Source organism: Lacipirellula sp. (assembly GCF_965279485.1).
Taxonomy (GTDB): domain Bacteria; phylum Planctomycetota; class Planctomycetia; order Pirellulales; family Lacipirellulaceae; genus Lacipirellula.
The window spans coordinates 992,256-1,015,534 of record NZ_CBDIIC010000001.1; the positions used below are offsets into that span (position 1 = coordinate 992,256).

General features: G+C 57.3%; 18 protein-coding genes. 9 read left to right on the plus strand and 9 right to left on the minus strand.

The genetic code is table 11. The features are described 5' to 3' along the window. The 4 genes from ACQY7R_RS04135 to ACQY7R_RS04150 form a co-directional block, all read right to left on the minus strand. On the minus strand, nucleotides 1-1,878 hold the full coding sequence (locus ACQY7R_RS04135; protein WP_428304332.1) for a dockerin type I domain-containing protein: 1,878 nt from the start codon (nucleotides 1,876-1,878) through the stop codon (nucleotides 1-3). A gap of 91 nt (nucleotides 1,879-1,969) precedes the next feature. Beyond that, nucleotides 1,970-2,932 carry a PEP-CTERM sorting domain-containing protein gene (locus ACQY7R_RS04140; protein WP_428304333.1) on the minus strand — a complete coding sequence of 321 codons (963 nt, stop codon included), beginning with the start codon at nucleotides 2,930-2,932 and terminating at the stop codon, nucleotides 1,970-1,972. A gap of 109 nt (nucleotides 2,933-3,041) precedes the next feature. Then, entirely contained in the window at nucleotides 3,042-3,455 is a 414-nt protein-coding gene (locus tag ACQY7R_RS04145) for a hypothetical protein (protein WP_428304334.1), read from the minus strand. Then, on the minus strand, nucleotides 3,452-4,489 hold the full coding sequence (locus ACQY7R_RS04150) for a DUF1559 domain-containing protein (protein ID WP_428304335.1): 1,038 nt from the start codon (nucleotides 4,487-4,489) through the stop codon (nucleotides 3,452-3,454). The genes ACQY7R_RS04145 and ACQY7R_RS04150 overlap by 4 nt, the downstream gene beginning before the upstream one ends. Nucleotides 4,490-4,971: 482 nt before the next feature. Between ACQY7R_RS04150 and ACQY7R_RS04155 the strand changes: the two genes are divergently transcribed. From ACQY7R_RS04155 to ACQY7R_RS04170, 4 genes are all read left to right on the plus strand, one after another. Next, nucleotides 4,972-6,141, plus strand: coding sequence for a substrate-binding domain-containing protein (locus tag ACQY7R_RS04155; protein WP_428304336.1), 1,170 nt, complete (start codon nucleotides 4,972-4,974; stop codon nucleotides 6,139-6,141). Nucleotides 6,142-6,726: 585 nt separating this feature from the next. Then, on the plus strand, nucleotides 6,727-7,230 hold the full coding sequence (locus ACQY7R_RS04160) for a hypothetical protein (RefSeq protein ID WP_428304337.1): 504 nt from the start codon (nucleotides 6,727-6,729) through the stop codon (nucleotides 7,228-7,230). A 28-nt stretch (nucleotides 7,231-7,258) separates the two neighbouring features. Continuing rightward, nucleotides 7,259-7,381, plus strand: coding sequence for a hypothetical protein (locus ACQY7R_RS04165; RefSeq protein ID WP_428304338.1), 123 nt, complete (start codon nucleotides 7,259-7,261; stop codon nucleotides 7,379-7,381). A 154-nt stretch (nucleotides 7,382-7,535) separates the two neighbouring features. Then, nucleotides 7,536-7,718 (plus strand): hypothetical protein, encoded by a 183-nt coding sequence (locus tag ACQY7R_RS04170; protein WP_428304339.1) that lies wholly within the window; start codon nucleotides 7,536-7,538, stop codon nucleotides 7,716-7,718. A 113-nt stretch (nucleotides 7,719-7,831) separates the two neighbouring features. Here the strand turns inward: ACQY7R_RS04170 and ACQY7R_RS04175 are convergent, their stop codons facing one another. Continuing rightward, nucleotides 7,832-9,937: a DNRLRE domain-containing protein gene (locus ACQY7R_RS04175; RefSeq protein WP_428304340.1), complete on the minus strand. Its 2,106-nt coding sequence runs from the start codon at nucleotides 9,935-9,937 to the stop codon at nucleotides 7,832-7,834. A gap of 873 nt (nucleotides 9,938-10,810) precedes the next feature. On the opposite strand from ACQY7R_RS04175, the gene ACQY7R_RS04180 reads away from it, so the two are divergent. The 3 genes from ACQY7R_RS04180 to ACQY7R_RS04190 all read left to right on the plus strand — a co-directional run bounded on the left by ACQY7R_RS04180 (nucleotide 10,811) and on the right by ACQY7R_RS04190 (nucleotide 12,824). After that, nucleotides 10,811-10,933, plus strand: a complete 123-nt coding sequence (locus ACQY7R_RS04180; protein WP_428304341.1) for a hypothetical protein — start codon at nucleotides 10,811-10,813, stop codon at nucleotides 10,931-10,933. 758 nt (nucleotides 10,934-11,691) lie between these two features. Further along, nucleotides 11,692-12,324 (plus strand): hypothetical protein, encoded by a 633-nt coding sequence (locus ACQY7R_RS04185; RefSeq protein ID WP_428304342.1) that lies wholly within the window; start codon nucleotides 11,692-11,694, stop codon nucleotides 12,322-12,324. A 203-nt stretch (nucleotides 12,325-12,527) separates the two neighbouring features. Continuing rightward, a complete protein-coding gene (locus tag ACQY7R_RS04190; protein ID WP_428304343.1) occupies nucleotides 12,528-12,824 on the plus strand; it encodes a hypothetical protein in 297 nt (98 codons plus the stop codon). A 586-nt stretch (nucleotides 12,825-13,410) separates the two neighbouring features. On the opposite strand, the gene ACQY7R_RS04195 is transcribed toward ACQY7R_RS04190, so the two are convergent. Both ACQY7R_RS04195 and ACQY7R_RS04200 read right to left on the minus strand, forming a co-directional pair. Next, entirely contained in the window at nucleotides 13,411-14,106 is a 696-nt protein-coding gene (locus ACQY7R_RS04195; RefSeq protein WP_428304344.1) for a hypothetical protein, read from the minus strand. 1,605 nt (nucleotides 14,107-15,711) lie between these two features. Then, complete coding sequence (locus tag ACQY7R_RS04200; protein WP_428304345.1) at nucleotides 15,712-16,626, minus strand: DUF4394 domain-containing protein; 915 nt, start codon at nucleotides 16,624-16,626, stop codon at nucleotides 15,712-15,714. Between the two features lie 413 nt (nucleotides 16,627-17,039). Between ACQY7R_RS04200 and ACQY7R_RS04205 the strand changes: the two genes are divergently transcribed. Continuing rightward, entirely contained in the window at nucleotides 17,040-17,606 is a 567-nt protein-coding gene (locus ACQY7R_RS04205; RefSeq protein WP_428304346.1) for a hypothetical protein, read from the plus strand. A 1,835-nt stretch (nucleotides 17,607-19,441) separates the two neighbouring features. After that, a complete protein-coding gene (locus ACQY7R_RS04210) occupies nucleotides 19,442-20,971 on the plus strand; it encodes an RAD55 family ATPase (protein ID WP_428304347.1) in 1,530 nt (509 codons plus the stop codon). A gap of 118 nt (nucleotides 20,972-21,089) precedes the next feature. Here the strand turns inward: ACQY7R_RS04210 and ACQY7R_RS04215 are convergent, their stop codons facing one another. Together ACQY7R_RS04215 and ACQY7R_RS04220 are read right to left on the minus strand one after the other, a co-directional pair. Further along, the gene (locus ACQY7R_RS04215; protein ID WP_428304348.1) at nucleotides 21,090-22,358 is read right to left on the minus strand and encodes a PAS domain S-box protein; all 1,269 of its coding nucleotides are present in this window, start codon (nucleotides 22,356-22,358) and stop codon (nucleotides 21,090-21,092) included. Nucleotides 22,359-22,463: 105 nt separating this feature from the next. Further along, complete coding sequence (locus ACQY7R_RS04220) at nucleotides 22,464-23,111, minus strand: response regulator (protein ID WP_428304349.1); 648 nt, start codon at nucleotides 23,109-23,111, stop codon at nucleotides 22,464-22,466. Nucleotides 23,112-23,279 lie beyond the last annotated feature (168 nt).

The following is a 23,279-nucleotide window of genomic DNA, read 5'->3' on the forward strand; positions in this document are numbered from 1 at the left end:
TTAGCCTCGGACTCCGGTGGCCGCCCGACGTGAGAATCTCCCGCCGAGACAACCGAGGGCAAGCAGCACAGTGCTCAGCGTCGTCGGCTCGGGTACGGCCGCGGCAGCAGCTTCGCCAGTCGCCGTGGCGCTGCCGAAGCCATTCTTCCAAATCGTGAGGTCAGCGGCATCGACAACGCCGTTGCCGCTGCCGTCGGCGCCCGAGCCCGGCGTCACCGAACTGCCGAAACCGCGCTGCCATGCCAGGAAGTCGGCGCCATCGACTTTGCCGTCGTTGTTGTAGTCGCCAGCCCCAGGATTGAAGGTGGGAATCGTGCCGAACTTCACGATGCCGTTCTTCACTTCACCGTTGCTCAGCTTGTATTGGAAGCCGAAGTCGCTGAGTGAGAGGGCGCCGCTTGCCAACGAGACTGGAGTTCCGAGATTGAGCACCGTTCCGCCGCCATTCAACGTCGTCGTGCCGCTCGTCTTGAACTCTGTGAGCCGATTCGCATTGGCGTTGTCGGCCTGATCCCAACTTGCGACGCCTTGGTCTTGCAAGCTATTCCACGTTCCATTGGCGGTGAGCAGCTTTCCAGAGGTCGACGTCACCGTGTAGCCGTCGATCGCGGCCGAGAAGTACGGCGACTCGTTCTGAATCGCCGCCTTGCCCGTCGCCGGATCAATCGTCAGCACGACGTTGTTGAGCCGGCCGGTGTACTCGATGATGCCGTTGAACGTCCCTTGACCCGGCACGTTGTACTGAAAACCAAGGTCGGCGCCAGGCTCGATTCCTAGTGCGGCGGGCGCTGTCGGCATAAACGGATTGCCGATAGCGAGTTGGCCCCCGGCGTTGATTGACGAAGAACCGTTCGTACGAAATTCTGTTCGCCGCGAATTGCTCGAATTGTCCGCCTCATCCCAGGCGGTCACGCCCTGGTCTTGCAGGCTGTTCCAACTCCCGGTAAGCGCTCCCGACGGCGACGTGATCGTGTAGGCATCCAATGCGATTGGCGAGCCGACCTTGTTCTGGATATTAACGGCCCCAGTCGCGCGGTCGACGTTGAGGACGAGCAAGTTGGTGTACTTCAGCGTCGCGGTCGTGTTCGTCTTGCTGACGACATACGCCGTTCCGAGCGGGCCTGCGGGCGCCAGCGAGGCGTCGACGGTAAAGTTGCCGGCCAATTGATTCGCAGTCACTAAATTCCACGAGTTTCCTAACACCGGGGTGTAGCCGCTGAATTCCGGCCGCACGACGCCTGCCAAGTTCGCCGTGCCAGTCACATTGATCGTCGATTGAGCGGCCCCTGTGATGACGGGATTGAGGACGCTCGCCGAGCCAAACGTCAGTCCGCCGGAGCTTGTGAAGTTCACACTGTTGCCGACGACGCGCGTGATGCGGTTGAGCGTTCCGCCGGCAATCGACAGTGAAGCGGTTCCCGCGCCAGTCGTTTCGCCGAGCGTCAACGCCGTGCCGGTTCCGCCGCCAGTCGTCAGTTGCTGAGCAGTCAGCGAGCCGCCGCGTTTCACGGTGAGAAACGTGTTGACCGACTGCCCTACGACGATGTTGCCAAGAACCGTATTGCTGCCAGACGTATTGGCAACGGCTTGCAGATTGCCGCCGCTGCGGATTTCGAGCGTCGACGAATCCATGATGATGCCGCCGACGGCAGGCGCCGCACCCGCGACATAGGCTTGCCGCAAGGCGCCAATCAGAGCCACCTCGTTGTATTGCGCCTCAGGCGTGAACCCGGAAGACCAATTGCCGCCGGTGTTCCAGTCCGCTGGGCCGGCGACGTTAAAGGTGACTAAGATATCTTGTGCGACGGCCCATTGGCCGCTAACGCACAATCCCGTCGCCGCGGCGAGGGACAGCAAAGTTCGTTGAAGCGAACGCATTGAATATGCTCCTCAGTGCTGAATGACGAAAGAATGAAGCTACGAATCCAACGCAACCGCATGGGCCCAACGCCCACGGCGATCAGCTGGATTAAGCTCCTCGCTTCCGCCGCTTCGCGAAGAGGAAACCGATGCCGCTTAGCGCTAGGCCCCAGGAGGCCGGCTCGGGAAGCGCGGCTACAGCCGCTTCCGCTGCGGCAACGCCGCCCGGGAAACTGGTCTTCCACTGTTGAAAATCATCGAAGTCGACGAACCCGCTGTCGTTGACGTCGCCCAATGTTCCCAACGGCACGATGGTGAAACTATTCGCTTGGATCAGCAGGTAGTCGTTCGTGTTGACGACCCCGTTGCCGTCTGCATCGCCGGCGACGCCGGGGTTGTACACGCCCGTGGCGTTGTAGGTGAACCAGTCAACGTTGCCGTTATTCGGGCTGGTGTCGATCGTTGTATCTTCGGCGCCGAACACAACGTTAAACGAGCCGGTCGGAGGATTGAACGTGCCGCCACCGGGTTGAACGGCGGTCCTTGAGATCGACCATTCAATGAAATCGGCGCCGCCCGATCCATTGGAGTCGCCGATGGCGACCGATCGCCCTGCCGCCGCGCCTGCATGACCGCCGGCGGCATTCCAAGCATTCCATCCGCCGGTCCCACCCAGGTTGTAGTCCGTACCGATGGAGCCCATCGCCGAAATTGAACTGAGGCCCGTACTGGCGTTCTGGTCTAGATCAATGAAGACCCAGTTAGAGGCGACGTCGACCATGTTGTCGCCGGCATTGCGATACAGGAAGTATATGAAGTTCTCGTCATGCGCGATGGCGCCTTGCAAAATGTCGATGTCCAGCGGCCGCGCGGCGCCGGTGGAACCGTCGCCGACGGTGTCTTGCGCGTAGCCAGTGATCGCAAGCCAGTCCGCAATGTTGCCGTCCAGTTTGATGTACCCGTTAGGGACCGGGTTACTAATCGTTTGCACCGACGCCGCATCCGCCGACGTTGAAGCAACGAGCGTTTGGCAAGCGAATAGCAAACTCAGCGCAACGAACTGGCGTCTCATGAAGTTTCTCCTCGGAAAGGAACAAACGGCTGGCTGTTGATGAATCAAAAACGGCGACTACCAAACCGCGAGATAAGCGGGGTCGCACGAGTCGCTGAACTTAAGTTGATTACCTTTTCTTGGCGGTGAACCCGAGTTGCAGTTCCTGAGCATTCGCACTCGTAATCTCCACCTCTTGCGGCGAATCGGCTAGTTCGAGTGATTCCACGATGGGGACCGGGCCTCGCTGCGGATCGTTCCGCATCTTGCCGGTCGATTTCATCGCCTGCACCGTGACGAGGTACTTGCCCGGATTCACATCATCTGCGCTAGGAATCTCGAAATATCCGCTCGCGAGCGCGCCGCCAATCCCTCGTCCCGCGGGGTTGGCGGCTGGCTTAAACGAGATGGTTCCGGTTTCAATCGGCGCGCCATCGACGGTGGCCTGTCCGCCGAGCGATCCAACGGCCCCCGATCCGCAACCGATTAGACTCGCTGAGATTGCGGCGAACGTGAAGACATGGAATGAATTTCTCTTGCTCATGGCAGCGTTACCACCTCGTCGCCGGTGGGAGTGCCAAGTGCGCGCCACACGATGAGATCAATGCTGTCGCTGATCAGATTCGCCGAACCATCGCAGCGACTCGTGACGACGCCGCCTGCGTGATAGCTTCGCGCCGTGTGGAGGACCTTGTTCAAATCACTCTCAGTGCCGTCGCAGGGCGCTTTGGCGCCGGGAATCTTGTCTTGTTCGTCACACCACCGAACGTGATCGGGCGTCGTATCATTCGGAAGGCGGAACTGCATAAAGACGGGACCCTCGTCGTACGCGAAGGCTCCCCGCATCGAACAGACGCCGCCGACGATCAGTTCCGCAGTCAACAAAGTGTTCGACGTTCCGTCGGTGATCTGGCCGAAATCATCGCCGTGATTGAAGCTAAAAACGCCGTCAACTCTCGGCGTGCGACCAACTTCTCTCGAAGCCTCGAGATAGCTCGACTCCGCAGTGCCTTTAAAATCGGAAGTGTCCGCAATGCTGCCGAAGTTGCCCGCGTAAGAGAGCCGTCCCCAGCCCTCGATATCTCCTCCGCCAGCGCACGGAGACCCTTCGTTCCAGTTGGTGCTCACGCTCTCGTCTGAAGGGCAATGGAAGCCAGGAATCTTCGCTGTTCGGACCGCTTTAATGGTCGCCGACGGCGACGCGACGATGCCAGGATTCCAGTCCCAGTCGATCGCTCCGCTAATTGGCGCTTGCTCCATTACTCCAAAGAGCCGCGCCACCCACGACCATTCAGCGCCCGTCGCGAGCCCTCCTTTGCCATAGTCGTTCTTCCCGAGCATGCCATAGCCGATCGGGAGCGCACCGTGCGCCGAGTGGTAATTCTGGCACCCTAACGCGATCTGCTTAGAGTTATTGACGCACTGCGATCGCCGGGCTGCTTCCCGCGCCGCTTGCACAGCTGGCAGCAAGAGCGCCACCAGCACGCCGATAATGGCAATGACCACGAGTAACTCAACCAGCGTAAATCCATGACGCTGGAGATCGTTCGCTCTTCGTTGTTCGCTGAGAACTGACATCGATAGTGTCCTGATCCTGAAAAACGACGCCTACTTCCTGGCTACAGTTACACCTCTGACGCGGTCCTTAAGCCGTTCCTCGCTTCATTGCGTCAGCGGAGATCGGAGCGGGTTGGACGCTGCCCCCTGACGATTCGTTCACCCCTCCCCGACCTCTCGCATCGCCCCCCGCTGGGGCTGGCGCAATCTTGGATAACGTATTGCTTTTTGCGACATCTGCAGAGGATCCGTCTCATGCGCCGAACATGATGCCACACGGCTATTCAGCGACGAATCATCAAGCCGCACAAAGTGAAAAGAACGGCGAAATGCTTCGTTCCTTGCTCTTTGCGGAGCCTGTTGACGTTGCTTGCACCCGCCGCCGGCGTGCATTAACGTTAACTCTACTGTCGCCCAGCGCAACGCCACAATATTTTTTTGCGACTGGATCTTTTCGTTTTTCTGACTTCCGCACGTGCGGTTCGCCGTAGGAGCAACGCGAGATGGATGCTTCGACTCCCCACGTCGCCCTTATTATTGAGACCTCGATGGCTTATGGTCGGGGACTGCTCAAGGGAATTTCGCAGTACGTCACGGAGCACGGCTACTGGTCGACCTACATCGATCAACGCAGCCTCAACGACCCGCCTCCTGGGTGGCTGCAAGACTGGAACGGGCATGGCGTGATTATGCGCGCGCAAACGCGGCGCATGGCCCAAATTGTCGCCGATCTGAAAGTCCCCGCGATCGACACGCTGCATCAGTACAGCGGTCTCGACGTGCCCATCGTCATTCCCGATCACCGCGCCATCGCCATCATGGCGGCGCAACATTTACTCGAACGCCACTTCCGGCACTTCGCGTTCGTGGGCGTTGAGCGATCGTATTGGTCGAAAGCGCGGCGCGACGGGTTCGTCGACGCGCTGCGTGCGGCAGGCCATCCCTGCCACATCTATTCACCGCTGTCACGGCGCCGTTTCACGGAAAGTTGGGAAGGCGGCCAGCAAGACCTTACCGAGTGGATCGCCGATCTACCGAAGCCGCTCGGCATCTTCACGGCTCACGACCTGCGAGCGCTGTGCGTGCTCGACGCCTGTCGCCGCGGTGCGCTCACCGTGCCCGAGCAAGTTTCCGTTGTCGGCGTCGACAATGACGAGCCGCTCTGCATGCACGGCGATCCGCCCCTTTCCAGCATTATTCTCGACCATGAGTTAATGGGCTATCGCGCAGCAGAACTTCTCGACCGCATGATGAAAGGCAAAAAATACTCCAAGAAACCGATCATGATTCAGCCTCGCGGCGTCATTGCAAGACGCTCAACCGACGTCGTGGCGATCGACGACGCACTTACGGCTAAAGCAGTCCGCTTTATTAAGCAACACGCATGCGCAGGCGTCGACGTCGCCGACGTCGCGAAGCATTGCGGCATTTCTCGGCGGACGATGGAGCGAACCTTCGCTCACTTCTTGGGGATGTCGCCCCACGATCAGATTGTGAGAACCAAAGTCGCGCGGGCGAAGCAGCTTTTAGCGGAAACAGACTATGCCTTGGACACAATTGCAGCAAAGAGCGGGCTCTCGCACGCCGCTTACTTGAATGTGCTCTTCAAACGCGAGGTAGGTCAAACGCCGGGAGAATTTCGAAAGCAGGCGACTTCTACAAGCGCGCCGTAGGCCAAGCTTGCGGCTCCCCACGCGCATTCTCTCTCGCACTCTGCGCGGTCGTTCCATCCCTACGCAGATGGGCAATCAACGTACGTGGCAGCGGGCGAATGGGCCGCCACTTTTGTTGGAGCCCTACCTGCCGTGTCGACAATCAGCCCATACGTCGGCCATGCGGTGAACACTGCCGACGAGTTGCTGCTCGCGCGCCTGACTTGCCAGTCGCTAATATTTCAGCGCGAGTATTGCGGCCGCATATTCTTGTGAGATGCAGTTGCCGATTGGTAAGTTGCAGTGCTGTGGCCGAATCGGTCTTCAGAGCCTGGGCTTTCATCCGCAGCTAAAAGGTCGTCAGCGGAATCGCAGACGATGTTTCGGCCAGCAAGAAGATCTGGCGCGAACAGTGGCTTTCGTGCAAAAATCGCGTTCAATGATTGTCAATCTTAGTGGCCGCAAAATCTGGGCAGGAGCGACCTGAATCGCCAGGCCCTTCCAAACTAAACCTCACGATTGCCTCCTGAGCGTGCGAGCGGGAGTCGCCAGCGAATCCGCTATAATTGCTTCCGGCCACATCCCTAACCCCTTCGGAGCCTAATCATGAAACCTATTTGGCTGCTACTCATTGGCGTCGTTCTCGGGTGGGCAGCGTCGGGCGTCGATTGGAGCCGCGAAGCGGTAGGACAGGAATCCTCCCCGCCACCCGCTGGTGCGGAACGATCGATTCGTCGCGGCGATGGCGTGCTCCGTCGTCGTGGGCTACTGCCGCAAAGGGACTCGGCCTCACCAAGTCCAACGACTGACGCGCCGGCATTTACCCCAAACGCCGATGCGGAGTCGATGCCCAATGTGCCGCCGGGGTTGGACGCTCAGCAGAAAACCGGCGTTGATACCCTGCAAATTGGCGAAACGATTGCTGGGCCCGTTCTCGAACCGGTAGAGAGCGCCGTGCCCGAGGCGATTCTACCGGGGCGATACCAGGTCTCTGCGTACGGCAATCCTCAGGGCCACGGCTGTTACATCACCGACACTGTGACGGGACGCACTTGGCACGTCAACAATGCCCAAGCGCCGCAAGTCGTGACGGAGGCGCTAAGCCGGTGATTCGCCAACAAATGGCCTCGAACCGTAGATGCGCAAAGCCATTCGCCACGCCTTGGCGGCGATTCGCGTCGACCGCCAGTTCACACTGCTCTCAGCACTGTCGGGAACGAGCGTCGCCGCCGCGTTGCTGGGTACGGTGGCGGCGTCGTGACCACCGGAGAGCGATGTCGATTCTGCCGGTCCTTCAAAGTGCACCCCATTACATCTTGAGCAATCCGTCGTCTGCTTGCCACAATTGTCTTGGAGGCAACCGCGCCGGCATGCGAGAATTGAGACTTCAATCAGGCTAACGACTTAGGTACTCAATGTCCGACGCACGCCAGAGCCTACATCCCGATCCCAGCGAGGACGAGATCGCCCGCCTAGCCGCCGAGATTCGATCGCGATGGTCGGAAGGCAAGGAACGAAGCCGCGCGAGTAACGAACCAGCCGGCTCGACCGTGAAGACCGCTTCGTTAGGGCGGACGACCGGCAAGCCGATGCCGTGAGCGTATCCGCTGAGCTTATCTCGCTCCAGAATCCCGAAGCTTAGTCTGACTTAGTCGCCGAGTCACACGCAACTCTGCGGCACTGCGGCTTCCGTCGAATCGCGCCGATCCGCCTACGACTCCATGGCGGCAGCTTGCTTCGACCGGCGTTGCACCAGAAAGCCGACTAGAGCGAACGCCGAGACGGTGATGCCACGCGGCTCAGGGACCACTGAAAAACTTCCGCCCGCCGATTGAGCCGTGAGAACGAGCCGCGGAGCATAAGTACCCGCCACGGCTGGACTGGAACCGCCGTCGAGCGAGGTCGCTTCCTTGCTTGCAAAACGAGTTTGTGATCCGCTCTGCGTCGTGCGCTGCACCAAAATGGACACAACGCCGTCTTGAGGTTTCCCCTCGAAGTATGCAGCGAGATTGAGAAATGCCGCCAAGTTGGCATTAGAGAAGTTAGCGACTTGACCTTCCGTCAGCCCGCCGGCGCTGAGCGTTCCCAGCGTGTAGAGGGCGTTGGTCGCCAAGCCTTTGGTCGTGCTGTTGCCGTCGAAGGCAAGGCCTGGCGTGTTATTGAACTGGATCGATCCTTCGCTCCAATTCCAATTAGTCGCGTCGTTCACGACGCCGAAGATTTTCAAATCTTGCGTCCCGGTAATATCGCGAAACGCCGTCAATTGCAACGAAGCATCCGTGACGGATCCGGGAACAATCGCGTTTAAGTCGAACTTCAAAACGATGTACTCATTCCGATCATTGCCGTTAAACCGGGCGTTGATGAAGCCCGACGTTCCGTCGCCGACGCTCGTAGCGCCGCTGCTTCCGCCATTCTCGCGCACCTCGGCGTCGGCAACGGCCTTGATCGTGACCGACGATGTTCCCGTTGGCGCGTAGGAATAGGGCGTAAGCGAGGTCAGGTAATTCTGTAGATGCGTGTAGCCGTTGCCAGCGACAGTGTTGTGAATGTCTTGCGAGATTGTGTAACCCTGTGCAAGGGCGTATGAGTCGGGAACGCCATCGCTGTTCGTATCGGTCGGCGCGATTCCAGACGCTAGCGCGGGATAACCTCCTACTTGGCTCTGGTGGTCGATGATTGCGCCCGTCTGATCAAAAACGTTCTTGATGATTCGCCGGTCAACGGCGTCGCGAACCCTTGAAGCGCCGGCACGGCTGACGACCTGAACGTAAGCGGCAGTTGCCGTGTCGGTCGTAACGGCGGGAAGATTTCCGCCATCAGAAAAGCGACTGCCGGAACTCGTATAGCTGCCGTTCACGAGCGCCGTGCCGGAAGCCGCGCTCCCATCGAGTCGACCGTCTTTGTCGGCATCGCGGTAGTTGCCGGAGAAATGAATCGATGTCGTCGAAGAATCCGGCTCGAACAACGTCGTCGCAGTCGTACTTGGCCCATCAATGCCGTAGTTATTGACATAGTTCAGGTGGAGCGTATCGCCGGTTCCGCTGTAGCCATAACGTCCACCCGGATTTTGAATGACGTTATTGACGAAATCCAAATTGAGGCTGGTGCCGACGGTGGCGTTGCCCTGCGGACGCGGGTTGCGACTGTCGTTGCTGGCGTAAAGATTGTGGTGATACGTGACGTCGCCGCCGTTAATGAGCGATCCAAAGCTATGATTGCCGCTCGGATGACCTGCATTCTTCAGAGCTTCGCTAATCGTCGACCATTGGACGGTCACGTTATCCGAACCACTCGTAGATAGTCCTTCGTCAACACTCCATGAAGCCGAAACGTGATCGACGATAACGTTCGTCGATCCTTGAACCCAAAGAGCATCGGAAGCGCTCGAGCCGGCCTGTGAGTCGCCGAGCCGAAATCGCAGGAACTGGAGAACGACATCGTTGGTGTTGTAGACGGTCGTGTAGTAGTTCGCGATCGTGACGCCATCGCCGGGAGCGCTTTGCCCGGCAATCGTGATGTTAGGCTTGTTAATCACCAGGTTCGAGTTGAGATTAATCGTGCCGTCTACCTTAAACAGGATGGTCCGCCCAGCCGCGGGGGCGGTGCCAATGCCATTGCGCAGGCTGCCTGCGCCGCTGTCGTTGAGATTGGTTACGTAGTAGACGTCGCCGCCGCGCCCGCCGTTTGCGTAGCGCCCAGCCCCCTCTGCGCCCGGGAATGCCAGCGTCTGCGCCTGCGCAGTGAGCGGCGCAAGCCCCGCTAGGCCAAGAAGGAGTTGAACCGTCGTTTGCTGCGAAACTCGCCAGATCGACATCATGAATCTCCTATTAGATATGAACACGAGACGAAGCTCACGCTGACTGCGACAGCGCTATGCTGCGGCATTGAATACGACCATACCGGCGAAAAACAAACTCGCCGAACCGTCAAGCGGAATCGCGACTAAAGAAATAGCCGACGTGCAGAAAAGAGAAAGAGTCCTTGAACGACCCATTTAAAGCGCTCGCGTAGGATTCTAAGATATCCTCTGATTTAGTCATTCCGATTTTTTGTTCTCGCTTTCCGATTTCATCGCCGACGTCTTGAGGCCGTCAGCGGTTACAGCGAATTAGCGAGCAACCAAGCTGGTCGAATGTAGGCAAGTATCGCGCCCACTTGGCGATGCTGCTGATAAGGTGGGTTTCGCGTGAACATCACGCATACTTCGTAAGATGCGACGCCCCTGATCGAGATGCGGCCGTGATAGAGGATAGTTCCCTTTGCTATACCAATGCCCGCCCGCCGATCTTATGGCGCCTCAACACCTAGGCTGCGATGCGGCAGCATGACTGAATCGCATAGGAAATCAACGCCGATCTCTCCATGCGGCGACGTTAACGCCTGCGATGGCGCCAGCAATTGCGCCGACAGAGGTAATGGGGTCCAGTCGCTTACGTATCGTCTGACGAGCGTACTCGATGTCACCGCCCCTTACTTTGGTCCGGTATCCATGCATTGCGCCAGCAAGCATGGCAAATGCGATTGAGCCGACCGCTGCTCCAACTAGAGCGTATATGCAGTACTTCACGTCGCCTCCGATCAGGTCGAATAGTCACGCCTACTCAATCTCGCCCCTCACCATGCAATTTGCAAGCGCTGGGGAAATGAGGGGACGCACGAGCGGAGCCGGCTCTGTCGCCGCGTTTTGATGCCAGCTTTGCAGCAGTTCGGCGGTCGAAGCCGTGAAGTCGTACTGACGGCCATTCCGGGCAGCAACAAGAAGACTGCCGACGTTTTGGAGCGCATGACCTTTGAAGGCGGCATCGAGTAGCCCCGGGCTAGCCCGCCGGGAACCAGTGCACCGCTACGCCCGCACGGACGTGGGAGTGGGTGAGTGGTTTAGCATGCCGCCGATTGTTTCGGCGACGTTTATCCGATGTCCGGCAACTTAATGTGGCTGCTGAATAGGACTGAGCCGCCGGTGTTGCACCGGCGGTCTAAGAAAAGGAATGGCCGCCGGTCCGCCGGACCTTTTGCCACGAACTCAAAGTCGAGGTAGCAAGCAAACCAATACGCAGAGAGCCGCGACAGCATTTAATGCGTTTCTTCGATTGGCAGCTTCAGTGTGGTTATGTCGTTCGTGCTTAACGGCGTTGTAGGACTGCCATCATGCAGGGCGTGAGGAGGCTGTCCATCCGTTCCAGGACACAAGTGATAAGCTCACGCGGGAAATCGAGACTTCAATCGTCGGCAGTGCCGGGTACCGAGGGAGTAGAACGCCACCGTAGTCGACTATTAAATGCGGCTTACTTCCGGGCCAAACCTTGTAGCACAACACTTTGGCGACAACATCAACCTCTGGTGCAGCGGCCAGAAGACCGGTGCAATCAGTTGAATATGTCGCGAAATTGTCTTCGGCACGCTCAACAAACCGCGACGAGTAATCCACGTCGCCAACTAAGCTCAGAAAGTATTGCCAATACGGCCGAAGCATAGTCCCCAATCTACCCGCTGCCTGCCTCGAATCCAACAACCCGATCCGCTATAATCGATTCCCGCTAAGTTCACACTTCCCGCGGAGCTTCTCCCATGAAATGGTCACTCGCAAAATACAATGCGTGCCTCGTGACGATCTTTTTTCTTTGCGCCTCGCAAGTGCAAGCATCGCTTATCTACAAGTTCACAGGAACCGTCCCAGCGAACGGAGGACTTACGAACCCAGCGATTCACGTTGGCGAGACGTGGACGGCGCAATTTGCAATCAAAAACGTGGTAGGTGTTCCGAGTTCCGAGTTCTCTACCTACCCAAAGGCGGTCATTGGCGGAACACTCGCGTTCTCCGGCGGCTACACATCGCCTTATAGTTTTTCCGACTTCAATGTCGTGGTGTTTGCCAACGGCCAGCGAAGTTCTGTATTCGTCTACGACGACAGCGGCATTGGATTTCAAGCATTCACGGAAACGGACGTTCTATTGAGTAAAGACCTACCGCATGCGGGGGTGGCCTTCGCCCCTGGTCTGCCGGTAACCGTTCCGTCGTACGTTCAGCTAATTTACTCCGACGCCAGCGGGGAAGTCTCATACACTAGCAGTGACGCCAATAATGTTTCGTTTGCAGCCTTGGTACCTGAGCCGGCGTCACTTTTCGCCTCATTTCTGCTGTGGGGGACGCTGACAGCTGCTTATTGCCGTCAGATCAGCGGCAAACACGTCGCGAGTTGAAGCACACATCTAAGGGCATAGCGCCCGCAACTGCCAGCCCTTAAATGCTCAAAGCCATCCACTACACCTCGGCGGCGATTTGCCTTGCGGCGAGCGTGGGCTGCTTGGCGTTGTGGTGGCGGAGTACAGGCCATTGCGATATTCTCCAAAAGCCCAATGGAACTCAGCCGGGTTGCGGGCGAATTTTTCAATCAGTTGACGGTATGCTTCTGGTCGAATTGGACCACATGTACAATTCCGATCCTACCGAAAAACGGATGTACGTTCTTGCGTCGCATGCGGCGGCCTCCTTCAGGCGGAACGTCATCGAACGCATCGAGAAGCATGGGCGTTTCCATGCACATGGCATGAGCGCGCATTTCCCTCTTTGGTATCCCGCACTCGCCTTTGCACTCGCCGCACTCACGGCGATTCGCATCGGCCGCCAGTTCACGCCGCGGTCGGCGTTGGTGGGAACGAGCGTCGTCGCCGCGATTCTGGGGATGGCGGTGGCGTTGTGACTAGTTATCCGCCGCGCGCCGCGTCATGGTGTACCGAACCGCAGCGAGAGTGCAGCCGAGAAGCCATCCAAGACAAACGGCAATCGGAAACCAGCGCTGGAAGAACGCCTCAGCGTCTGCAGCAGCGTTTAATGTCGAGGCGTATTTGTCTATACACCTATATATGACGGCAACAAACGCTAGGGAAATGCTTAACGTCGACCAAACGACGATTCGCCACCAGAGTGCGAAAGGTAGAACAGCTGCTGACGCCAGTGTGACCAGCGCCAGAATCGTCGCGCCAGTTCTATAGGGAAGCCAAGTCAGCGAGAAGCAAACGCAAAACACCGAAACATAAAGCATCAGTGATTTGCTGGACCAACGCATTAGGGGCTCTGACTTAGCACCTACAAGCAATCAAATTTGAAAAAGCCCGTCGCCAGTTCTCCCTCGAGCACTGGCGACGGCGCTCCATGCCTTGCTCACGTCGATGAGTTCATTGCGGTTTCCATGGTACGAATTCGCGTCGTCCGAGTCGCTGCTGACGGCGACTGTTTCGGCTGGGGGCGATTGTACCTGGCGAAAGTCAGTGGAGGCAAATCGCTGACTAGGCGATTGATGTACGCCGAACTGACGCAACTCCGATTAGTGGCGAGACCGCAAGTAAACCGGCGGCTGGTTCTGGGACGAGAGTAAGTCGCAGGGTGAGGTTCCTAATATCTCTAGTGTAGTTGATCCAGCGGAACCACGGGGCTTGCTGGCCAGCCGACGAAATCGATACGCCCATCATGAATTTGCCATCATGCGGCGAATTGATAGCGACCAGTGCTGTGCTGTCTAGCGCGATCGTCCTCATGGTTGCAGCGGGTGCGGAAGTCGAAAACTCTGAGCTTTCGCCGTACAGAATCCCCGTCCCGAGATCATCGAACATTGCCTCTGTGGGGTGTGTCAAAATCTCGTTGACCGGAGCGTAGAAATCATGCAGCACGAGCGTCGCAAAACCTTCCTGCTGACCTTGGGTCGTAAGCGTTCCGTTGGGCAACAGCAACTCCGCCTTCGTAACTTGGCCCTGGATACCGCCGAGATTAAATACTAGGTAGCCGCGGAGTTCAGATACAGTGGCCGCGCTTTTCAAGATGGAGAATGCGCCGGGATTAATAAGTCCCTCGTCACTAAGCGACCCATGCAAATGTGCATCGGGACCGGCCATCGTCGCGGTTGTCAAATCAACCGTCGCCGCAGAAATGGGGCGTGCAAGAAACGCAGCAACAATTGCTGCAGTGACGAGTGATCTGTAGATCATGCGATCCCCTGTTCCAACGTGGCGGAGCGGACCAAGAGAAGTGGAGCTGCCGACCGGATCCCTCCAAGCGGCGGGCTGACTACTGGAGGGCTCGTTGCGGTCCGAGCATGAGCTCGTATGGTACATCAACGAGTAACTGCCTACAGCAACAATCCCACCAACGAGCGTTGTCCACCTCCAGAGCACTAGCCCAATTTCCATCGGCAGCCGATACGCTTCGCGCCGGCGAGCATAGCGAGCGTTAGCCCAACATGGATAAAAAAGCTAACCAGGGCGAAAGCCAGAAAGATGGCTTCCGCGGCAGCTGGCCGCGGGAGTTGCGGAGTGTTTATGGAGGGTCACGCTATTTTGACTCGCTCCGATATCGACCTAACTTCTTACCACATAAGAATGAGCCTGTCGGGACTCGAATAAATGACGAATTAAGGGCGCAAATTGAGGTCCTCTTCCAAAGCACAGCAGAATCCACAGCACTTACAAAGGAATTGCTCTTCATATTAAGTCGATGGGCGGCGCTGCCGGCTAAAACACAGGTAGATATTATGAAGCTCGCTGCACGTAAGAAGTGACATGCTGCCCTGCCCCGGCGCTTGGCTGCATAAGTTCAATCGGGTATTTCCACCAGTCGCAAGTGCCTCGCATGCCGGAGACAGGAGTACATCTAGCTGCCGGCACAGTAGCTACTTGCACGTGTCCGGCAGGCTCCATTTGAATCTGATGCTTCTAGGGTGCCGCTAAGTGAGGTGCGAGCAGTTGCGGCCATCGCGGATTGCAAAGTAAGTAGGAACTGCCAGCGTCCGAGGGAAATCGATACCCGAATTAAAGAAGGCGAGACATAGTACGGCGCAACCTCTTACCACCAGCATCCCGCAAAAACTGGCCAAATCCGAAGCTTGACGGACGTATCCAAGGGGGGGGGCGGCAATCTCAGGAGCCTAATAACCGGCGGGATGGGCAGAATGCTAACTTGCGATAAACGCTGGGACGGCCACCGCCCGCACTTCAGTGCGGGCACGCTCGGTCAAATAATTACCTACAGATTGGATGTGTCCGACGAAGCAGTGCGGATTTAAATCGACATGTCTGAAATTATAGTTGCGTTGGCGAGTCGGACACCTGGCAAGCTGCCGAAGAGGCCCAGCGGAGCGGCGGCCATCCCCCAGGGCGACGCAGCGCAGAGGCCTGATGATGTTGCGACGCACTCGACGCCTTTTACTTGCGAGATTGACGGATATCGCCGGTAATATTCCGGGTGTGCTCTCTTCATTTACTTGCCAGCCAGCCGCTTGCGTGCAGCACACTGGCCGCGAACGTTCGCCCAATCTCGCTCCAAGTGGACCGCGCAGAGGCGGAAAACGCTCCCTAAGTGGTCACACCGCACGCACCAACTAAAACCTTCAGAAACCGAATCAGCTCGACGAGGCAGTCGGCTTCACGCGCTAGTCGGGAGCACCCCCGCATCAACTATAGCTGGAGGAAACATGGGCTTTCGCAATTGCCCGGGCCATACCAGCAATTTGAGTGACGCACGTGCAATAAAAACACACCCGCCATGCGAGAGCATGACGGGTGCAATGTTTACCGACATTGATAAGGAATTCTGAATTAGCGGCGACGCTTTATTCCGACAGTCGCCATGCCACACGCAAGTGCTAAACACAAGGTGGCAGGCTCAGGGACCGCACTACCAATGGCTGCAATGTCGGCGATTACGCCTTGACCGACTAGGCCGCTAATGTTGCCTTGAAACGACGCCAATCCGGTGGTCAGGTTGACGGTGTACAAGCCGCTCAACTGCCCCGGCAGGGCATCAGTGAGATAGGCGACTCCAGTCGCTCCGCTAATGTCGAAACCCGTGAAACCACTGCCTAGGAATCCATTCGCAAGGTTCACCCCTACGGACCCGACGGTTTGCAGCGTGCCAGCATTTGCAGGGTTCTGTGTGGCGAGAATATCGTTAGAAACATCGATGTCATAAAGCGTCGTGCTCACTGCTCCGGTCACGCTATTCGTGTAAGCGACGGTGCGAATATCGGCGATGTCTCCGTCGTTGGCGTCGCCCGCCGCGAACGTTGGCTGCCCGTCTAACATTACGACAGCTCCGGTCGTGGGATTGACGCGGTAGCTCGTGTTCGGCGTCGAACGGCCGATCAGTCGAATAAGGTCGACTGTGGGATTGAAATCAATCGCACCTGACACAGGCAGCGGTGAGCCGATGGCCGTCAAGACACCGCTCGCAGTGTTAACCGTGTAGAGCTGATTGTCGTTGAAGCCGATGCCGTACAACTGCCCCGTCGAGGGCCGCACATCGATACTTCGCAGTGCGAAGGTAGTCGAGCCGATCGGTGCTTGAATTGCCACACTGGAAGTAACAACTGAGGTGGCGGTGTCGATTGTGTACAGCTGCTGGGGTGACCCGGCGACGAAGCTAGAAATTCCGTATAGGCTTTCGGCGCTCCCAACTGAACTCGCAAAGGCGAAGGCCAGGAACAGTAAGAAACACTTAAAAGTTTGTTGCATTACGCACTCCAAGGTTGTTGCATGCCTCGATAGAGGCATGGCGGAAAATCCGCGTTCACGTTCACGACTCCACAAAACTAATTTCAGCTCGGCTAATATTCCCATTTGCTGGCGGATTCAAGAAACACTCTCACTCGCAGCATGAAGGGAAATTAATTTCTTCTATCTTTGTCAAAAATAAATCGCAACTTGTCCCTCAACTGCCGCTCCACTTCCCCCGCGACGCGAGTCAACAGCGCAATTGCGAACCACTGTGACTGCGAAACAATCGGGCACGTCGCTGAGCTGAGACGGGAGAGCTCAAAGAACGCAGCGAGTTAAGCGAGAAAACGCGACTGTTTGATGAACCGCCTTGATAGCGGCGCCACGCGACTTGCGTGATTCATAGCATTAACGCAATGGACATACCGAAAATGCCGAACGCCGCCTCCAATGAGCAAGGGCAGCTTTCTCGCGGGGACGGGCGGCCAGCGAACGAAAGCAGCGACCGACACCGCAATGCTGATGCCGCGAAGTGCAGGCCGGGCGTTAGCGTGACGACGCTATGTGCGAGAGGGATTGGATTAGACTATCACCAGAAAGCTATTTACTCTCCCTGGTTAGCTCAGGGGCGAGTGGGGTGCGGCGGCCGGCTGCACAGCACGGCAGGCCGCCCTCTATCTTTGGTTGCTTGCCTGGTGCTTTCGGCCAATGATCCGGAGATGGCGTATCGCTCACTTACAACGCACCAGGTCTGGCTACTCGACTTCTTCGATTCGCTGGTAATCGATTTCGCTCACGCCGCTCTGACGTTGGTCGCGAATCGTCCGGTGAGGAGAGTGTCGTCAATCTGGCATGCACAGATGGCGAATGCCGCTTTAGGTGCTTCCTTCTGCTGTGTCGAGCAACGTGCCTGCACGCACGTCAATTCTGGCTCAGCTTTGTCTATTATTGCCAAATACATCCGAATAAAAACAGTTGGAATTCCAGCACGCGGGTAATCAAAATGCCCAGCGGCGGAGCCCAGGTAGCCTCAGAGGTTGCGCTTGGGTGGCGGCGCCGGCCCGCCTTTGCTACTGCCTCCGGGCCCGTGCGGCACATTTCAGCGGCCAGACGCAGTGTCATAGAGGGTGCCGCCGTCCGGACCTGCGTCTTAACAGTCTCGCATGTGAGGTGAGAGCAATACGGCGAAATGCTCAGTTACTTCAGTGAGTACGTCTTGAGGGCAATCTGCGTCATTGACCGACAGTCGGACATGGGATCCGCGCTCACCGATGGAGAACAAGTAGCCGTCGCATTCGAAGCAGATCCAAGAGTCGTCGCCGTCCATGTTGAGCTCTTTAATCTCCGCGCGATCGATAAGCTCCGCGTGCTGACAAATCCTTAGCCAACAGTGCGTGTTAGGTAGTTCAGCGAAAGTTCGACGACCTGTATACGCAGCGCCGTTGACGTTCATCTTGCCCCACTGAATTACAGGCAACCAGTCGGTCCTTTCAGTCATCGGATGCCCCCTCGAACCCCAGCCGGACTTGGCACTTTGCCGCCTTGGCACACCTGGCACCGTCCGCTGGCGTAGCACGCTTTGCACGCTCGCCGGTTGGCCGGCTGCTCCATGTCTTCAGACGGGTACGACCCCTCACCGTCGCAGTGATTACAGCGGCCACTACCGTCGCACGCTACGCAACTCATATCAGTGTCAACCATCGTTCACTTTCAGGGGCGTGTTCGTAGTCTCGCATCCTGAAACTTAGCAGTCGACGTGATCGAGCGGCGTAAGGGTTCGTTGCTATCCCTGTCAGGTTTTTCGGAGATCGCCATGAGACGCGCGCACTTCGGAATTCCACCCAGATTCATCGCAGGTAGGCCGGTGATGGATCCGCCGGTAGTCGCTAGAAGAATGCGGAGCCGTCTCCCTTCTTGGACTGGGTGATCGCTGGCATTACTCGCACCACGCCATTTCCAGCTCCACTAAACATGGTCTGCTCTGGTGGCAGATCGAGCTGAGCTCTTGGGCTACCGATTGCCTTGGGGTGGCGGGGATGGCTTCGAACGTCAGCATTGTTTCTGCTACGCCGTTGGCTCGGCACACCAGAGATTGAAGCGTTGCGGGCACTGGAGAGATCTCGTCTCTCAGTCTTCACGGGGCCTCGCAATAACCTGACACGTAATTCCGATGGAAACATGATTAGGAAGTAATTGGGCCGAGAGAAAGCCATCGGACAAGATTGCGTTTAGTGCCGAGAGATCGCGAAGAATCATTAGGGCACGATGACCCTTGGCATTGTGCGGTAGCACTGTTCTATTATCAGGAACATTACGTCAATTATGATCAGCCTTCGGCTAGTCTAGTACCTATTCAACGGTAAGCTGGGCGTAAACGTCCAGGCCTTTTGGCATTCACTCCCACCAGAGCGCCGATGGATTCCATGACGGCCGCCCCTGAAGAACTGGCCCGACGATTAGTCGCCCTCGAAATTTCGAGAGGCGAGATGCATGGGGAAATCGAGAGCGAAGTCGCGAGCGTATGCGAAAAGCTGCGGATTCCGCTCGCAAAGCTCGCCGGTCACGCGGGTTACCACTCGCTCATTTCCCGAGCACTCGCGCTAGCTAAGTCCAAGGCTCCTTGCCTTGCTGCAGTCCGAGCGAATATGGATGGCTCGCTTGTGGGTCTCGCGGACTGTGAGAAAAGCGACCGCGAAGCTGCTATCAGCGTGGTAGCCCATTTGCTCAAGTTGCTAGTAACGTTTGTCGGTGAACCCATCACGCTAGGCTTGATACGCGACGGTTGGCCGGACGCGAACTTGGAGAACACGCCTTCGAACACGGAGGACAAATCATGACTACGAAGAAGCGAGTCCCAATTCGTAAGCTGCCGACCGGCGTCCCTGGCCTCGACCAGATCATGGGCGGCGGTCTGCCTGAGTTCTCCTTCAATATCATTGCTGGAGCGCCCGGTGGCGGGAAGACGACGCTCGCACACCAAATTATGTTCGCCAATGCGACCCCAGAGCGACCGGCGCTCTACTTCACGGTGCTGGGTGAACCGGCGATCAAGATGCTCCGTTACCAGCAGCAGTTTGAGTTCTTCGATCTTGAGAAACTCGGCAAGGCGGTGCGTCTCATTAATCTCAGCGAGGTGGTCCTTGAGAAAGATCTCGACGCTGTTCTTGCCGCCATCATCACGGAGGTCGAGGCGGCTAGTCCTGGCGTCGTCGTTGTGGATTCATTTCGAACTGTTGTGCGAAAGAGCGCGGGGGGGACTAGCGAAACAGAGCTACAAGCGTTCGTTCAACGGTTGGCGCTGCATCTAACAAGCTGGGAGGCTACGACCTTCTTGATTGGCGAATACACCGAGGGGGAGATCCGCGACAACCCAGTGTTCACAGTCTCGGACGGCTTGTATTGGATGACGCAACAAATCGAGCGCAACTCAATCGTTCGAAAATTTCAAGTCATGAAACTACGCGGGCAAGCGCCGATCCCGGGGTTGCATACATTTCGCATTACCGATCGCGGAGTCGAGACTTTCCCCCGTACGTACGGGCTAACAGGTAGACCGATCAGCAGTAGCGGCGGTGTGCCACGGCGACTTTCGTCCGGAGTTAAAGAGCTGGACGCGATGCTCGGCGGAGGGTTCCCGGAGGGCGACAGCGTGTTGATCGCAGGCCCGTCCGGATCGGGGAAGTCGGTGATTGCCACGCAATTTGTCAATGAAGGCCTGCGGCACGGAGAGCCAGGAATCATTGCGATTTTCGAGGAGCGGCCCGAGGAATACGCAGGGCGGGCGAAATCGCTCGGCATGGATTTCGACGGTCCGCAACACAATGGCAAGCTGACACTCCTTTATCTCCGGCCGCTCGATCTTTCCGTCGACGAGACCATGCGCGAGATTATCGACGCGGTCGAGCGGACTGGAGCTAAGCGGCTGGTCATTGACTCGCTGGCTGGGTTTGAACTGGCCCTGGCGCCTGGCTTCCGCGAGGACTTTCGTGAATCCCTATATAGGATGATCGGAGCGCTCACCCGCACTGGCGTCACCATCATCAGCACCGTCGAATTGGTGGAGAGCTTCACTGAGTTGGCGCTGAGCCCATACGAGATATCGTTCCTTAGCGACGATGTCATTCGCTTGCGCTACGTCGAAATCGCGGGGCAAATTCGCAATGTAATGATGGTGATCAAGATGCGGCGCGGAAAACACAGTAAAGACATTTGCGAATATGCGATTACTGCGGAAGGTTTGCGGGTGGGCGATCACCTCACGGACTACCATGGTCTCATCACCGGCGTGCCCACGCCGCTTAATCAAGAAATAGCCGATCGCGATCGAGCGGCCGCCGCGCGAAGGCGTGAGGAGAAAGAGTGACGAAGTCTGCCTTGAGATCGCTAGTTAAAGGGATAACTTAAAGACATAACCCCTCGCAACGGCGATCTTGGCTTCGAAAGCGGGAGTCATTAAAGTCGAGGTCTTCCGGCGTTGCTGGTCATGCGACAGGGATACGCGCAATCATGGTGGTTCCCTGGCCAACCGTCGATTCGATTTGCATATGTCCCTGGATCGCGGCGAGTCGCTCATGCATTCCTAAGATTCCAAGCTTCCTCACACCAGACGTTGCCGCGTCAGCATCGAAGCCGACGCCGTTGTCTTCGATTACTAGAGTCGTGATGTCCTCATCGCATTCTAAAATCACGCTCACTCGGGATGCATGAGCGTGCTTCAGCACGTTCGTCAGGCATTCCTGCGCAATGCGATACAACGCAGTCTCTACTGTCGAAGGCAAGCGATTGCAGTCCATGCCACGGGAGTGGAAATCGACCATTATCTCCGTCGACTCAGACCAATTCTCGATGTAGTTAGTAAGCGTAGCCTCAAGGCCGAGGTCATCGAGTGCCGTGGGCCGTAACCTGAAGGCGAGTTCGTGGATCTCACTTCCGATTTGATTGGCGATATCTTGCAGTGTCTGAAGACGCTTGCCGATGGTCTTTTCGCTTGAGGCGTCATCGATCGATTTGAGGCCGAGCATGAGACCGACGATCAGCTGTCCCATTTGGTCATGGAGTTCCCGAGAAATTCGTCGACGCTCTTCCTCCTGCGCGGTGACGAGGGCGTGGAGCAACTGTTGCCGCGATTTTTCAACTTGCTTCCGCTCCTCGATTTCTTCGCGGAGGGCGACATTCGCCTGATGAAGTTCCGCAGTACGTTCGGAGACTCGGCGTTCGAGATGTTCATTGGCGACGCGAAGCGATTCTTCCGCATATTTCCTATCGCTGATGTCAAGGAACGCTGTAATTGCTCCTGTGACTTGTCCTTGCAAATTCGTGGTGGCTGCCACGTCGACTATCACAGGGATTCGTGAGCCGTCTGGCCGTTCCATTACGAATTCAACGTTGTGGGACGAAATGCCGCTTTCGAGCACCGCAATGATCGGACTGCATTCGTGGGGGAGCGGCGAGCCATCGGGGTGCCACATTCGTGTTGACCCGCAATGCTTTTCAAGGCCGCGAACGGGTTCTCGGCCCCATAGCTGCACTGCGCAGGCGTTGTATTCCTGAATCACACCCTCGCGATCACATACTAATACGGCCATGGGAGACGTCTCGAACAGAGCGCGATATCGCGCCTCGCTCTCTTGCGCCTGCTCGGTGAGTTCATGTTGCCGAAGTGACGAGAGCAGTAGCGCCTCATTCACTTCGCGAAACTGACGCTCAATGTCCCCGGGGGATGGTGGCTGCGTGGCGTGAGAATCGGTCATGCGACTGTTTCATCCAGCTGGCGAATCAACAATTCGGAACGCCTTCGTTGAACTCAACGACACTGAGATACCTTCATGTGGTGACCGATTGAGATACGGGATTCATTATCCCTGCAGCCACCCTTCTTGGACCGCGAAGCGGACTATCTCGACGCGACTCGTCAGGCCCAGCTTTTCCATGCAGCGAGCCTTATAGGTCTCCACTGATTTGGTGCTAACCGCGAGGCGCGCGGCAATTTCCTTATTACTGAAACCCTGAGCAATTAGCCGAAGCACTTCCTCTTCACGTGCGCTCATTCCATCAGCTGACGCTGTGCTACTGATGGTCCCATGGCCCGGCCGTTTCACTAGTTTGGCAGCGATGCCGGGATCGATATACGTGCCGCCAGACGCGATCGCTCGGATCGCGCCGATCAGCGCTTGCGAAGCGGCGCGCTTCAGAACGTATCCGTTCGCGCCCGCGTCAAGGATTTGCCGCAAGTAACTTCGGTCCTCATGGACGGTGAGTGCGAGGACTTTAACTTTTGGTGAGTCTTGCCGGATCCGTCGCGTGGCTTCAACTCCATTCAGGCCGGGCATTGAGACGTCTACTACCGCGACGTCGGGGGCGAGGCGGTCAATCATCACGACGGCTGCCAGTCCATCTGATGCTTCGCCCACCACTTTCATGTCTGGTTCGGCAGCAATGAGGGATTTGAGCCCCTCGCGCACAACTGAATGATCATCAGCCAGAACAACTGTCAGAGTAGCCACGGCAATATGCTTTCCGAGTATTTAAGGCAGCGGGGCGTCCAGTGCGGTGCTGCGGCGTCCACCGCGACGCGAAGAGGCATTACAAGTCGTTGTAAGGTTTAGCAGAAGCATGTTCGGCACGTCCCGACATGATATCGATTGACGCCTGACAGCAAGTGCTTGGGCATT